The following is a 12962-nucleotide window of genomic DNA, read 5'->3' as shown; positions in this document are numbered from 1 at the left end:
TTCATTAAAACAAATTCTAATAATTCGTTCTAAAATTCAATGTTTTGGGAATAAAAAACTATAAAAAGTAGTGTTTTTTACATTTTTAAATTATATTTTTGTGTATATACTAATTAAAAAAATATAAATTATGGGATTTGTAAAAGAATTTAAAGAGTTTGCCTTTAAGGGCAATGTTCTCGATCTGGCTGTCGGTGTGATCATTGGGGCTGCATTTGGTAAAATTGTTTCGTCTTTGGTAGAGGATGTAATTACTCCTCTGATCCTTAACCCGGCTTTGAAAGCTGCCGGTGCAGAAAATATTGCAAAACTTTCATGGAATGGTGTTGCTTATGGAAATTTCATTTCAGCTGTAATCAGTTTCCTATGTATTGCTATGGTTCTTTTCTGGATCATTAAATTCGCCAATAAAGTGAACAAAAAAGAAGCTCCGGCTCCGGCAGGACCTACAGAAGATCAGAAATTACTGATGGAAATCAGAGATTTATTAAAAAGCAAAAATATATAATCTGTACCCTCACTACAGTGTAAAAATAAAAATCACCTCCGCGGAGGTGATTTTCTTGTTTTATATCATTTCAAATTACTGAATCTGTAAGATACTTGAAATCTGCTCTGCCAGAGAAAGCCCGATTCTATCCTGTGCTTCAAGAGTAGAGGCTCCTGTGTGAGGGGTAAGCGAAATTTTAGGGTGGTTAAGAATTTCCTTAGAAGGTGTTGGCTCGTTAATGAAAACATCTAATCCGGCAAATCTTACTTTGCCTGAATTCAAAGCCTGAATTAAAGCCGCTTCATCAATAACTCCACCTCTGGAACAGTTGACAATAGCTACTCCTTCTTTCATCATTTCAAACTCATTCTGACCGATCATATACCCATCTTTCTGTGCCGGAACGTGTAAAGTAATGAAGTCTGAATGTTTCAGCACTTCCTGTAACGGTTCGGTTTCGATATCAACATTGATAAACTGATTGTTGTAAAACTTCACTTTAATGCTTGCTTTTCCTACATTATTATCAGCTGCCACCACTCTCATTCCAAGGCCTAAAGCAATTCTCGCTACTTCCTGACCGATTCTTCCCATACCTACGATACCAATGGTTTTTCCCCTCAATTCAATACCGGCAGCATATGCTTTTTTAAGACCTCCAAATTCAGTATCGCCTACTAAAGGCATTTTTCTGTTGGAATCCTGAAGAAATCTTGCACCGGAAAACAAATGAGCAAAAACAAGTTCAGCCACAGATTCCGAAGAAGCCGAAGGCGTATTGATCACATGAATTCCTTTTTCTCTTGCATAATCTACATCAATATTATCCATACCTACTCCACCTCTTCCAATAATGTCTATGGATGGGCACCGGTCAATAATATCTTTTCTTACCTGTGTAGCACTTCTTACCAACAGAGTGCGAATCTTGTGCTCGTTAATATAATCTACCAAAAATTCCTGTGGAACTTTTGTAGTAATCACCTCAAAGCCTTTTTCTGTCAATGCATCTATTCCAGATTGATCCAGGCCGTCATTTGCTAAAACTTTCATAAAATATCAAGTATATTAAAAAATGAAAGATTTAAAAATTAAAGGAACTGATTCACATTTAATCTTTAAATCTTTGAATTATATTTTTATTCTCCGTCTTCTTTGAATACCTCAATGGTCACTTGTTTTTCAACCAAATCCGTAAATCTTCCTTTATATCTTGTAGCTCTTACCAGGTGGTTATCTATCCAGTGGTAATTTCCTCCTCTTGGTTTTCCGCAAAGCACGCTGTGGTATTTGAAACCATGCTTATCCAGCCAGTCGATAGTAATTTGTTTCAGATTCTCGGTTCTTGAAGTAAAAAAGCAGATCTGGTGCCCTTCATCATACCATTTGTTGATGGTTTCCAGTGCATCAGGATAGGGTTCGCAGGTAACCATTCTTTCCGGTTCTTCGTTGGGAACATCATCAGTAATGGTTCCGTCGATATCTATTAAGTAATTTTTTATTCCATCCTTTAGAATAGGACTAATGTGTTCAATGTATTCTAATTCCATTACTAAATATTAAAAAACAAAGTTAGCGTTTTTCCCATTATGAGGCTATATCAATTTTAGTTTATATTCAAATTTTACTGCAAAAAAATTATTTAAAGAATAATATTAATAATTTACCAGCCATTTTATTGCAAATAGTTAAAATTTTTCGCCTTAATTTCCTTTCGGGTAAATAAATCTTATAAGTGAATTATCAATTTATCTGTAAGCCGCCTGCTCTTCTTCCGTCTCATCGGCCTTATTACAAAAAGCATGATGTTTATCTAAAAATTTCCAAAATACATTTATTACTCTTACATTTGTAGGAATGGAAGAATTTGTCGTTTTAGTAAATCCTGAAGATGAAGTTTTAGGGCTGATGGAGAAACAGCAGGCTCACATCAATGGCTTGCTGCACCGTGCTTTTTCTGTATTTCTGTTCAACAGTAAAGGAGAAATGCTTCTTCAGAAAAGAGCGTCAGGAAAGTACCATTCTCCCAACCAATGGACCAATGCGGTATGCTCACACCCGAGACAAGGGGAAACTTATAAGGAAGGAGCGGTACGAAGGCTGAAGGAAGAACTGGGAATTGAGGCAGAGCTTTCAGAAAAATTCAATTTTATTTACAAAGCAGATGTAGGCGGTGGTCTTTGGGAACACGAGCTGGATCATGTATTTGTAGGAAATCATGAAGCTGATTTCAATTTGAATAAAGATGAAGTGGAAGAAGTACGGTTCATTACTCCGGAAGATCTGGATAAAGAAATTGCTGAAACTCCTGAAAACTTTACAGAATGGTTCAAAATCATCCTGGAAGAATATAAACACCATTTTTAATGATGAAGAAAATCTTGTTTTTTTCTGCTCTTATAACGGGAAGCCTGTTCTTTGCCCAAAAAGCAAAAGTATATGAAAGCCCCAATTACACTATTAATGTTCCCGAAGGCTGGAAATCTACCAACGACAGTGAAATTGTAAATATTTTTCCAACAAGTGAAATAGGAGCAATCACTATTTCCGAGTACCACGGGCTGGAACTTCCGAAGGAACAAATGAAAAAATTTGTTCTGGATCTTAATAAATCTACCGATCCGGAAAATAAAGTAAAAGAAAGCAGAAGCAAAAAAGGGTATACAGAATATTTCTACGAATATTTTGATGAAAAAGGAAAGCTGTATTGGATTACCAAAGCTTTCCAAAAAGATAAAGATCTGTATCTGATTACCATCAACTGCGGTCAGAAATTCTGGAACGGAAATTATATGACCCAATTCAATGAGACTTTTAACAGTTTTAAAATAAAGAAATAAAAATTAAATATGAAGAAAACAGCCTTGTACGACAAACATGTTTCTTTGGGAGCGAAGATCGTACCTTTCGCAGGTTTTGAAATGCCTGTTCAATATTCAGGGGTTACAGAAGAGCATTTTGCCGTAAGAGAAAAAGCAGGATTATTTGATGTTTCACACATGGGACAGTTTTTCATCGAAGGACCAGGTTCAAAAGATCTTTTACAGTTTGTAACTACGAATAATGTAGATGCACTTGAAAACGGAAAAGCTCAGTATTCTTGCCTTCCAAACGAAAATGGAGGAATTGTAGATGACCTTATCGTTTATAAAATGGAAGATCACAAATATTTCGTAGTGGTAAACGCTTCTAACATCGACAAAGACTGGAATCATATTTCAAAATACAATACTTTCGGGGCTAAAATGACCAATGCTTCTGACGAAATGTCTTTATTGGCAGTTCAGGGGCCAAAAGCTACTGAAATTCTTCAAAAACTTACGGAAGTAAACCTTTCCGAAATTCCTTACTACCATTTCACTGTAGGAAGTGTTGCAGGAGAAAATGATGTAATCATTTCAAACACAGGATACACAGGAAGCGGAGGTTTTGAGATCTATTTCAACAACGGAAGTGCTGAAAAACTTTGGGATGCTGTAATGGAAGCGGGTAAAGAAGAAGGAATTATTCCTTGCGGTTTGGCTGCCAGGGATACTTTAAGATTAGAAAAAGGATTCTGCCTTTACGGAAATGATATTGATGATACTACTTCTCCTATTGAAGCTGGCTTAGGATGGATTACTAAATTTGACAAGGACTTCGTTTCTAAAGATGTTTTCGCAAAACAGAAAGAAGAAGGAGTTGGCAGAAAATTAGTTGGTTTCGAATTGACAGACAAAGGAGTTCCAAGACATGATTACCCTGTAGTAGATGCTGAAGGAAATGTGATTGGAAAAGTAACTTCCGGAACACAGTCTCCAATGAAGAAAGTAGGTTTAGGTCTTGCTTATGTAGACAAACCTCACTTCAAATTAGGATCTGAGATCTTTATTCAGGTAAGAAACAAGAACATTCCTGCAAAAGTGGTGAAGGCTCCTTTTGTATAATCTGTTCAAAAGATATAAGAAATAATAAAATCAGCCCCGCAAAAAATTGCGGGGCTGATTTTATAAAATTTTTCAGTCTGAAATATATTTTACCTGAGAAGCTCCATTTTCAAGATTTAAATTCAGCCTTTCAATGAAAAAGCGGACATCTTTTATAAAGCTGTCTTTCAAATATCCTTCTTCTACATCGTGCCCCCAGCTGATTCTTTTATAAAATTCAGGGTTTTCTGCTAGCGCATATTCCAGTTCAATCAGTTTTATTCGTAAAGGTTCTATACTTGTAAAACCTTCATATTCTTCGGTGTAATCCCAGAAATACAACAAAGTAAGATCAACGTTTAAAACTTTTTCAACTTGCCTTAACAGTCGATCTTCATCACCTGCATCCCCATCTCCTGTCATCATTAAGTTTAAGCCATTTCTATGATCAAAATGGTAACGGTCTCTAAGCTCCAAATACTTTTCAAATGGTTCTTTACATCAAAAATGAGATAGATCTCTAATCCAAATCCTATATACGCTATATCACACCAAAGAATTTCTGCAATTCTTCAACGTTCTTCTTATCATTCCCGACGAAAATCTCCTTATCTGTTATAAAAACAGGCCTTTTCAGGAAAGTATAATGATCAAGCAATAATTCTTTAAAATCTTTTTCGGCCAAAGACTTCACATCCAGGCCTCTCAATTTGATCTGAGTGGATTTTTTACTGAACAAAGCTTCGTATGATTTTGTTTTTTTATGCATTTCAGCCAATTCCTCTTTCGTGATCGGCTCTTTTTTAATTTCACGAAGTTCCCAGCCTGTAAGGTCAAATTGAGCTAAAATTTTTCTGCATGTATCACATGTGTTGAGATAAAATACTTTCTTCATTACTGTTTCTAAATCTGTTATTGGTTAAAGTTCCCTTTTATTGAAGGTTTCGTCTTTCAAAAGTAGGATTTAATCTAAAACTTTGGAAATTATTAAATAACTTTATTCAAATTTTATAAAGATGCAGAACAAACCTATTACTTTTCAGTTTATTTCGGAGCCTTCAGATGTTAATTACGGAGGAAATGTACATGGAGGAAGTGTTATGAAATGGATTGACCAGGCCGGTTATGCATGTGCCACCACCTGGAGTGGTAATTATTCTGTCACGGTGTACGTTGGTGGAATCCGTTTTTACGATCCCATCAAAATCGGGGAAGTGGTAAAAGTAGACGCTCAGGTGATCTTTACCGGAATATCCAGCATGCATATCGCCATTAATGTCTTTTCCAGAAACCTGAAACAGCCTAATTTTGAGAAAAAAACCCACTGTATTATTGTTTTTGTTGCGGTAGACGAAAATGGAAAAAAACTGCCTGTACCGAAATGGATCCCAGAAACAGAAGAAGAAAAGCAACAGGAATTATACGCTAAACGCCTGATGGAGCTGAGAACTCAGATTGAGGATGAGATGAAGCCTTTTTTGTAAGAGATGAGATTCAGGTTTCGAGTTTTAGGTTAAATATTTAAAGTTCAAAGTTTAAGGTTTAAGGTTTAAAGTTGTAGTAAAACCAGTAACAATCAGCAACAAAAAAACAACCAGCAACAAAGAATTTATTTTTGAAAAACAGATTCTTCTTTTTATATTTGCATTATCAAAGGAAATGGTGTTCTTCCTTACCCAACCGCTTTACAAAAGCTGATGACGCCTGATTAAAAGATTATTAACAAATAACTAATCAGGATTATTATGTCAAAAAGTCAAAGAACACCAGGTAAAAAATTAATTTTTCACACTCATTTTTTCTTCAGAAAATTTCCGGCTTTACCCTATATTTTAAAATGGCTGTGTATCAGTACCATTATTGGAGGTTTAGTTGGGACAGCTTCTGCTGGTTTTCTTCAATCTCTGGAGTGGGCAACCAATTTCAGGGAAAATCATCTCTGGCTGATTGCATTGCTTCCTGTAGCCGGATTCCTGATAGGGCTTCTTTATTATTACTTCGGGAAAGATGTGGAAGCAGGAAATAACCTGTTGATAGATACGATTCATGAACCCGGGGAAATAATTCCTTTTAAGATGGCTCCTTTTGTATATCTCGGAACCATTGTCACTCATTTTTTCGGAGGTTCAGCAGGTCGTGAAGGAACAGCACTTCAAATGGCAGGAGCTATCGCCGATCAGCTTACAAAACCTTTTAAGCTTGACCGAAACGAAAGAAAAATACTGATTATTGCGGCTATTGCTGCCGGATTTGGCTCGGTTTTCGGAACTCCGCTGGCAGGAGCGGTTTTTGGTCTTGAAGTTTTTCTGATCGGAAGAATTCGATACAATGCTATTTTCCCCGCATTTGCTTCCGCAATTCTGGCAGACTGGGCCACTAATCTCTGGAATGTAAAACATACTCATTATCATATCGATTTTATTCCAAAACTAGAGTTTTTACCAATCATATACAGTATTCTGGCGGGAATAGCATTTGGAATATGTGCGGCCGCCTTCAGTAAAATTATCCATTGGATGGGCTCAGTGTTCAAATCAAAAATTAAATATCCTCCGCTTCGCCCTGTTGTAGGTGGAATTATTATTGCTCTGGCAGTTTTTGCAATGGGGACAACCCGTTACATTGGATTAGGAGTCCCCGTGATTCTAGAATCTTTTGAAAAGCAGCTTCCGCTATATGATTTTGCTTTAAAAATGATTTTCACTATCGTTACCCTTTCAGCCGGATTTAAAGGTGGTGAAGTTACCCCTTTGTTCTTCATTGGAGCCACTTTGGGCAGTGCCTTATCACTTTTTATTCCGTTACCTTTCGGATTATTGGCCGGGATGGGATTTGTAGCTGTATTTGCCGGAGCTACCAATACCCCTTTGGCCTGCATGCTGATGGGAATTGAATTATTCGGAGCTGAATGTGGGGTGTATGTAGCGATTGCCTGTGTTGTCTCTTATCTCCTTTCCGGTCACAACAGTATTTATTCCAAACAGAAAATCGGAGAAGCGAAAAACAGAAGATTTGAAAGCCAGCAGGATAAATCTGTTTCGGATTTTTTATAAGTTGCTGGTTGCAAGTTATTTTAGTTACTAGTTATCCATAACGTTAAACTCTAAACATTAAACTCTCAAACCCTCCCACCCTCAAACTCACCAGCTCCTCTTCTCCACTTCCAACTATAATTCGTAATTTTACCACATGTTCGATTACAGATTAAAAGTTTTCCATACGGTTGCTTCCCGGTTAAGTTTTACAAAGGCTTCAGAAGAGCTTCACATTTCTCAACCTGCTGTTACCAAGCACATTAAAGAGATTGAAAATCAGATAAGCGCTAAATTATTTGACCGTAAAGGAACTTCAATCCAATTGACTCAAAGTGGAAAGATTTTGTTTGAACATGCAGAGAAGATCAGAAATATCTATCGTGATATGGAATTTGAGATCAGTCAGATTAATCAACAGCATAAGGGAAAGCTGATTATCGGAGCAAGTACAACGGTTGCTCAGTATATTTTACCGGAAATTCTGGCTAAATTCAATTCTTATTATAAAGATATTAAGATTGAGCTGCTTACGGGAAATACGGAAACCATCTCTACCCTTTTAAAAGAGGAAAAGATTGACCTGGGCATTATTGAAGGAGAATCACAGTCTTCTTATTTTGAATATAAAACATTTAAGCCGGATGAAATTGTTCTGGCTGCAAAATCAGATCATCCCCTTGCTCATAAAACATTAAATCTAAAAGATCTTTATCAGCTGGATCTGATTTTCAGAGAGCAAGGCTCAGGGACACTGGAATTTATTCAAAACAGGCTTAAAGAAAAGGAAATCAATATCCATGAACTCAATACTGTTATGCAGCTGGGAAGCAGTGAAAGTATTAAAAATTACCTTCTCCATTCAGAATGTATGGCCTTTCTTTCTATCAGCACCATCTTGAACGAACTGAAAAACAATGTCCTTACAGTGATTGACATTAAAAATTTCAGTATTGAAAGAGATTTTCACTTTATCTTACCTAAAGGTGAACAATCCGAACTGATCAAACTTTTTCTGAGGTTTGCAGAGTGACAGGCAATAAGCAATAAGCAATAAGCAATAAGCAATAAGCAATAAGCAATAAGCAATAAGCAATAAGCAAAGATATAACTTTTAGTTATCCAATATAACAAAATACGATTTACTTAGTAATAGTATTTTCCGGAATTTTGATGCAGATTTTAAAAGTTCGCATTATGAAAGATTTCATTCAAAATGAAATGACACGGAAAGTTTTTTTTATTGTATTGGCTATTTTGTGCCTTACTCCATTTATATCTTCACCTATAGCCCTTACTTTGGGATTTGGACTGGCTGTTTTCATAGGAAATCCTTTTGAAAAGCATCTCCATCACTATATTCATTTGTTGCTACAGATTTCAATTGTTGGCCTGGGATTCGGGCTGAAACTGGATGAAGCGCTTCATGCCGGGAAAACAGGTTTGATGTTAACAGTTGTAAGTATTGTTACAGTAATGGTTTTGGGATATTTCTTGGGAAAAGTATTTAAACTGGAAAGGCCTTTGTCTTATCTTCTTTCTGCGGGAACCGCTATTTGTGGCGGGAGTGCCATTGCAGCCGTCTCTCCTATTATTAAGCCCAGTACAAAACAGATTTCTCTTGCATTGGCCATTGTTTTTACATTAAATTCTATTGCTCTGTTTGTTTATCCTGCTATAGGACATCTTCTCAATCTTTCGCAGGAGCAGTTTGGACTTTGGTGTGCGGTAGGAATTCATGATACAAGTTCTGTAGTAGGTGCAGCCAGCAAATATGGAAATGAAGCCTTAAAAATAGCAACTACTGTGAAATTAGCCCGCGCTTTATGGATTATTCCTGTTTCACTGATCACAATGTTTATTTTTAAAAGCAAAGACTCTAAAATAAAGATTCCCTGGTTTATCGGTTATTTTATTGTGGCCATTCTCCTGAATACTTATTTCCCGTTTCCTGACCGTTTCAGTAGTTCTATTACTGTTTTGGCAAAATCCGGACTGAATCTGACTTTATTTTTCATTGGTTCTACGCTTTCTATTCAAACGCTGAAGTCTATTGGATTAAAACCTTTACTTATGGCTGTTATCCTATGGGTAACGATAAGTATTGGCAGTCTTCTTTACATTATTCATTAAAAAGAGCAGAAACCTTTTGAAATCAAAAGGGTTCTGCATATTAAATGTGGAAATGTTTATTTCTAATTGAAATAATTTTCTTTAGATTGCGGCTTCACCACAAGTATATACCTGCGGGCAACCGATATACTGTACACAATACCAAGGTCCTGTTACAGATCCTGAACAGCTGCATCCACAAAGAGACAGATCCGGATTACCGCTTATTCCTCCTGTAATATTTTTCAAGTCTTGTTTTCTCAGTTTTTTAGCATTTTTCATAATGTTGATGTGGTTTAGTTTTGATTAAACAATATAGTTTTAGTTACCCTCCAAAGTTAAACAAATATTAAACACTTGCAACAAAAACCATTGAAAAAATTAATAAATTATTGATTATAACTTAATTATTATATTCAAAATAAGGAATACCAGTATATTATTTATTAAACAATTTAAATTATTCAGTAAATTCAAGATCTCTGTCATGCGTTTCTGAAATGGTAAGTGAAGAATAAAATGCAAGCCCGAATACCACCACTCCAACTATGGCTGCACTTTCCACCACAGGGAAATGACCTTTAAGAGAATCAAAAGCAAAAATCATTACCGGAACAAGCCCTCTTACCATATTGGGAACGGTAGTTGTTGCCGTATTTCTGATATTGGTACCGAACTGTTCTGCAGCCAGTGTCACAAACATAGCCCAATATCCTGTTCCGAAACCAAGCCATACGCAAAACAGATAATATTTTGTTTCTGTATTGGTATTACCAAATAACATTATTGCCACTCCAATCAGGGTAAAAATCAGCATATAAAAAATGGCCATTTTACGTGATTTTAAAGCATGAGAGATAAAACCACTCAGTAAATCACCTACAGAAATCCCTACATAAGCCCACATAATTGCTTTTCCCGGGTTGATCTCTTTAATTCCCATTTCAGGAGCAAACTGATTAGCCAAAACCGCAAGAATTCCGATACAATACCATGTAGGCAATCCTACAGCAATGCATTTTAAATATCTTATCAACCTGTCTTTATTGGTAAAAAAGGATAGAAAATTTCCTTTTGAGACGTTTTTATGTACAATATTCTTATAAATTCCGGATTCGGATACGCTTATTCTTAGCAGCAATAGCAAAATTCCCATAATTCCGCCAATGATGTAGGAAATATTCCACCCTCCGGCCAATTCTACAGTAAGCTGAGCCACTACAGCTCCCATTAATCCGAAACCGGCAACCACTGAGGTTCCGATGGCTCTTAAATTTTTCGGCAGACTTTCAGAAACCAGTGTAATTCCCGCTCCTAGCTCTCCGGCAAGTCCAATCCCCGCAATAAACCTTAACCCTGCATATTGATACACCAAATGCTCTTTAGGAAAGTAAGGAAGAAAGCCACAGGCTATATTGGCTAAAGAATACACTAAAATAGATCCAAAAAGTACAGAAAGTCTTCCTTTTTTATCTCCGAAGATCCCCCAGAAAACACCTCCTATCAGAAGTCCCACCATCTGACAGTTCAGAATAAAGGTTCCGTCTGCATCAGGATTAAGCCCTAATGCCTTTAAACTCGGGATTCTAACGATTCCAAATAAAAGGAGGTCATAGATATCTACAAAATAGCCTAAGGCTGAAATAATAACGGGAATAGAGAAAATGTACTTCAGTTTTGAAGACAGAGACAGTTCTTGCATTTTTAAGTTTTGATAAAAATAAAAAACCTTTCAATTTCTTGAAAGGTTTTTATCAAATATCTTTTTCTGATTATTATCTGGCAATATTCACAGCTCTCGTTTCTCTGATTACTGTTACTTTTACCTGCCCAGGATAAGTCAGTTCATTCTGAATTTTCTCAGAGATGTCGTAAGAAAGCTGAGAAGCTACTTCATCGTTTACTTTTCCGCTCTCTACCATTACTCTCAATTCTCTACCTGCCTGGATAGCATAAGCACTTGATACTCCATCGAAGCTTAATGCTGCAGATTCAAGATCTTTCAATCTCTGGATGTAAGATTCCAATACCTGTCTTCTTGCTCCCGGTCTCGCTCCTGAGATCGCATCGGCTACCTGGATGATCGGAGACAATAAAGACTTCATTTCAATTTCGTCGTGGTGAGCTCCGATAGCATTTACTACTTCAGGGTTTTCACCATATTTCTCAGCCCATTGCATTCCTAATAGGGCGTGTGGAAGTTCTGATTCCTGCTCAGGCACTTTACCAATATCATGTAAAAGACCTGCTCTTTTAGCTAATTTTACGTTTAATCCTAACTCAGCAGCCATGGTTGCAGCAATGTTTGCTACTTCTCTTGAGTGCTGTAGTAAGTTTTGTCCGTAAGAAGAACGGTATTTCATTCTCCCTACGATTTTGATCAGTTCAGGGTGTAATCCGTGGATTCCTAAATCAATGATCGTTCTCTTACCTACTTCAATGATTTCCTCTTCGATCTGTTTTCTTGTTTTTTCTACAACTTCTTCAATTCTCGCCGGGTGAATTCTACCATCGGTTACCAATCTGTGAAGGGACAATCTTGCAATCTCTCTTCTTACAGGGTCAAAACATGAAAGAAGAATAGCTTCCGGAGTATCATCAACAATAATTTCTACACCTGTTACTGCTTCTAAAGCACGGATATTTCTACCTTCTCTACCGATAATTCTACCTTTTACCTCATCAGATTCAATATTGAAAACTGATACTGAGTTTTCGATAGCCTGCTCGGTTCCGATTCTCTGAATGGTTTGAATAACGATTTTTCTCGCTTCGTTTTTGGCATTCATCTGAGCTTCTTCCATGATGCTCTGAACATGTGCCTGCGCTCTTGTTTTAGCTTCAGCTTTCATGGTTTCTACCAATTCTGCTTTAGCTTCATCCGCCGTATAATTAGAGATTTTTTCAAGTATTTCTACTTTCTTAGCGTTCGCTGTATCTAATTCCTGTTGTTTTCTTTCAAGGATTTCAGTTTTCTTAGCATAATCTGCAATCTGCTTGTCTAAATCTTTTTCAAGCTTTCCAGTCTTGCTAAGTTCGTCATTAAGCTTATGCTCTTTGTCTTTCGTTCTCTTTTCAACTTCCTGCATTTTCTTTTCGCGGGACTGGATGTCTGCATCATGCTGAGATTTCAGTTCCAGGAATTTTTCTTTGGCCTGAAGGTTCTTTTCTTTCTTTATGGATTCAGCTTGTACGTTAGCTTTTTCTATAAGGTTTTCGGCGTTTTTCTTAGCATCATCTATGATGAATTTTGCCTTCGTATTCAGAGAGCTTCTGGAGAAGAACATCCCCACAGCAGCCCCAATTACTAAACAAACAACACCTACTATAACTTCTATCATAATTTATATTGAGTTTTAATTGTATTCATATCCTTTTAAAATAAAAAAAGCCCACAATAATCCAGAGATTGAGAGTAAACTC

15 protein-coding genes and 1 riboswitch are annotated in these 12962 nt (G+C 36.6%); of the genes, 8 read left to right on the top strand and 7 right to left on the bottom strand.

The window, feature by feature from the left end; all coding sequences use genetic code 11:
- The first annotated feature begins 130 nt into the window (after nucleotides 1–130).
- Nucleotides 131–508: a large conductance mechanosensitive channel protein MscL gene (gene mscL, locus CLU97_RS07120; RefSeq protein ID WP_121487307.1), complete on the top strand. Its 378-nt coding sequence runs from the start codon at nucleotides 131–133 to the stop codon at nucleotides 506–508.
- A gap of 75 nt (nucleotides 509–583) precedes the next feature.
- Here the strand turns inward: mscL and CLU97_RS07115 are convergent, their stop codons facing one another.
- Nucleotides 584–1543: a D-2-hydroxyacid dehydrogenase gene (locus tag CLU97_RS07115; protein ID WP_121487306.1), complete on the bottom strand. Its 960-nt coding sequence runs from the start codon at nucleotides 1541–1543 to the stop codon at nucleotides 584–586.
- An 86-nt stretch (nucleotides 1544–1629) separates the two neighbouring features.
- Nucleotides 1630–2040 (bottom strand): phosphoheptose isomerase, encoded by a 411-nt coding sequence (locus CLU97_RS07110; protein ID WP_089695560.1) that lies wholly within the window; start codon nucleotides 2038–2040, stop codon nucleotides 1630–1632.
- Nucleotides 2041–2347: 307 nt separating this feature from the next.
- Between CLU97_RS07110 and idi the strand changes: the two genes are divergently transcribed.
- From idi to gcvT, 3 genes are read left to right on the top strand one after another with little or no spacing between them, the layout of a single operon-like run.
- Nucleotides 2348–2857 carry an isopentenyl-diphosphate Delta-isomerase gene (gene idi / locus CLU97_RS07105; RefSeq protein ID WP_121487305.1) on the top strand — a complete coding sequence of 170 codons (510 nt, stop codon included), beginning with the start codon at nucleotides 2348–2350 and terminating at the stop codon, nucleotides 2855–2857.
- Nucleotides 2857–3330 (top strand): hypothetical protein, encoded by a 474-nt coding sequence (locus tag CLU97_RS07100; protein ID WP_121487304.1) that lies wholly within the window; start codon nucleotides 2857–2859, stop codon nucleotides 3328–3330. The genes idi and CLU97_RS07100 overlap by 1 nt, the downstream gene beginning before the upstream one ends.
- 9 nt (nucleotides 3331–3339) lie before the next feature.
- Complete coding sequence (gene gcvT / locus CLU97_RS07095) at nucleotides 3340–4416, top strand: glycine cleavage system aminomethyltransferase GcvT (RefSeq protein WP_121487303.1); 1077 nt, start codon at nucleotides 3340–3342, stop codon at nucleotides 4414–4416.
- Between the two features lie 72 nt (nucleotides 4417–4488).
- Here gcvT and CLU97_RS07090 read toward each other — a convergent pair whose 3' ends face one another.
- A complete protein-coding gene (locus tag CLU97_RS07090; protein WP_147436462.1) occupies nucleotides 4489–4821 on the bottom strand; it encodes a hypothetical protein in 333 nt (110 codons plus the stop codon).
- A 115-nt stretch (nucleotides 4822–4936) separates the two neighbouring features.
- Nucleotides 4937–5290, bottom strand: coding sequence for an arsenate reductase family protein (locus tag CLU97_RS07085; RefSeq protein WP_121487301.1), 354 nt, complete (start codon nucleotides 5288–5290; stop codon nucleotides 4937–4939).
- Between the two features lie 121 nt (nucleotides 5291–5411).
- Between CLU97_RS07085 and CLU97_RS07080 the strand changes: the two genes are divergently transcribed.
- The 4 genes from CLU97_RS07080 to CLU97_RS07065 all read left to right on the top strand — a co-directional run bounded on the left by CLU97_RS07080 (nucleotide 5412) and on the right by CLU97_RS07065 (nucleotide 9560).
- On the top strand, nucleotides 5412–5879 hold the full coding sequence (locus CLU97_RS07080) for an acyl-CoA thioesterase (protein ID WP_121487300.1): 468 nt from the start codon (nucleotides 5412–5414) through the stop codon (nucleotides 5877–5879).
- A 162-nt stretch (nucleotides 5880–6041) separates the two neighbouring features.
- Nucleotides 6042–6109, top strand: a riboswitch (Fluoride riboswitch).
- Nucleotides 6110–6140: 31 nt separating this feature from the next.
- A complete protein-coding gene (locus tag CLU97_RS07075; RefSeq protein WP_183084529.1) occupies nucleotides 6141–7448 on the top strand; it encodes a voltage-gated chloride channel family protein in 1308 nt (435 codons plus the stop codon).
- A 136-nt stretch (nucleotides 7449–7584) separates the two neighbouring features.
- Nucleotides 7585–8460, top strand: coding sequence for a LysR family transcriptional regulator (locus tag CLU97_RS07070; protein WP_121487299.1), 876 nt, complete (start codon nucleotides 7585–7587; stop codon nucleotides 8458–8460).
- Nucleotides 8461–8624: 164 nt separating this feature from the next.
- On the top strand, nucleotides 8625–9560 hold the full coding sequence (locus CLU97_RS07065) for a YeiH family protein (RefSeq protein ID WP_121487298.1): 936 nt from the start codon (nucleotides 8625–8627) through the stop codon (nucleotides 9558–9560).
- 81 nt (nucleotides 9561–9641) lie between these two features.
- Here CLU97_RS07065 and CLU97_RS07060 read toward each other — a convergent pair whose 3' ends face one another.
- The 3 genes from CLU97_RS07060 to rny all read right to left on the bottom strand — a co-directional run bounded on the left by CLU97_RS07060 (nucleotide 9642) and on the right by rny (nucleotide 12880).
- Nucleotides 9642–9821 carry a hypothetical protein gene (locus CLU97_RS07060; protein WP_034695964.1) on the bottom strand — a complete coding sequence of 60 codons (180 nt, stop codon included), beginning with the start codon at nucleotides 9819–9821 and terminating at the stop codon, nucleotides 9642–9644.
- Nucleotides 9822–9999: 178 nt separating this feature from the next.
- Nucleotides 10000–11241, bottom strand: coding sequence for an MFS transporter (locus tag CLU97_RS07055; protein WP_121487296.1), 1242 nt, complete (start codon nucleotides 11239–11241; stop codon nucleotides 10000–10002).
- 73 nt (nucleotides 11242–11314) lie between these two features.
- A complete protein-coding gene (gene rny, locus CLU97_RS07050) occupies nucleotides 11315–12880 on the bottom strand; it encodes a ribonuclease Y (protein ID WP_183084528.1) in 1566 nt (521 codons plus the stop codon).
- Nucleotides 12881–12962: the final 82 nt, after the last annotated feature.

Source organism: Chryseobacterium sp. 7 (assembly GCF_003663845.1).
GTDB lineage: Bacteria > Bacteroidota > Bacteroidia > Flavobacteriales > Weeksellaceae > Chryseobacterium.
Note: the sequence above shows the minus strand (reverse complement) of the source record. Positions and strands in the feature narration are given on the sequence as shown.

Excerpts from the sequence above, each read along its gene's own strand:
- mscL (WP_121487307.1), top strand. The coding sequence starts at position 131 with ATGGGATTTGTAAAAGAATTTAAAGAGTTTGCCTTTAAGGGCAATGTT.
- CLU97_RS07115 (WP_121487306.1), bottom strand. The coding sequence starts at position 1,543 with ATGAAAGTTTTAGCAAATGACGGCCTGGATCAATCTGGAATAGATGCA.
- CLU97_RS07110 (WP_089695560.1), bottom strand. The coding sequence starts at position 2,040 with ATGGAATTAGAATACATTGAACACATTAGTCCTATTCTAAAGGATGGA.
- idi (WP_121487305.1), top strand. The coding sequence starts at position 2,348 with ATGGAAGAATTTGTCGTTTTAGTAAATCCTGAAGATGAAGTTTTAGGG.
- CLU97_RS07100 (WP_121487304.1), top strand. The coding sequence starts at position 2,857 with ATGATGAAGAAAATCTTGTTTTTTTCTGCTCTTATAACGGGAAGCCTG.
- gcvT (WP_121487303.1), top strand. The coding sequence starts at position 3,340 with ATGAAGAAAACAGCCTTGTACGACAAACATGTTTCTTTGGGAGCGAAG.
- CLU97_RS07090 (WP_147436462.1), bottom strand. The coding sequence starts at position 4,821 with ATGATGACAGGAGATGGGGATGCAGGTGATGAAGATCGACTGTTAAGG.
- CLU97_RS07085 (WP_121487301.1), bottom strand. The coding sequence starts at position 5,290 with ATGAAGAAAGTATTTTATCTCAACACATGTGATACATGCAGAAAAATT.
- CLU97_RS07080 (WP_121487300.1), top strand. The coding sequence starts at position 5,412 with ATGCAGAACAAACCTATTACTTTTCAGTTTATTTCGGAGCCTTCAGAT.
- CLU97_RS07075 (WP_183084529.1), top strand. The coding sequence starts at position 6,141 with ATGTCAAAAAGTCAAAGAACACCAGGTAAAAAATTAATTTTTCACACT.
- CLU97_RS07070 (WP_121487299.1), top strand. The coding sequence starts at position 7,585 with ATGTTCGATTACAGATTAAAAGTTTTCCATACGGTTGCTTCCCGGTTA.
- CLU97_RS07065 (WP_121487298.1), top strand. The coding sequence starts at position 8,625 with ATGAAAGATTTCATTCAAAATGAAATGACACGGAAAGTTTTTTTTATT.
- CLU97_RS07060 (WP_034695964.1), bottom strand. The coding sequence starts at position 9,821 with ATGAAAAATGCTAAAAAACTGAGAAAACAAGACTTGAAAAATATTACA.
- CLU97_RS07055 (WP_121487296.1), bottom strand. The coding sequence starts at position 11,241 with ATGCAAGAACTGTCTCTGTCTTCAAAACTGAAGTACATTTTCTCTATT.
- rny (WP_183084528.1), bottom strand. The coding sequence starts at position 12,880 with ATGATAGAAGTTATAGTAGGTGTTGTTTGTTTAGTAATTGGGGCTGCT.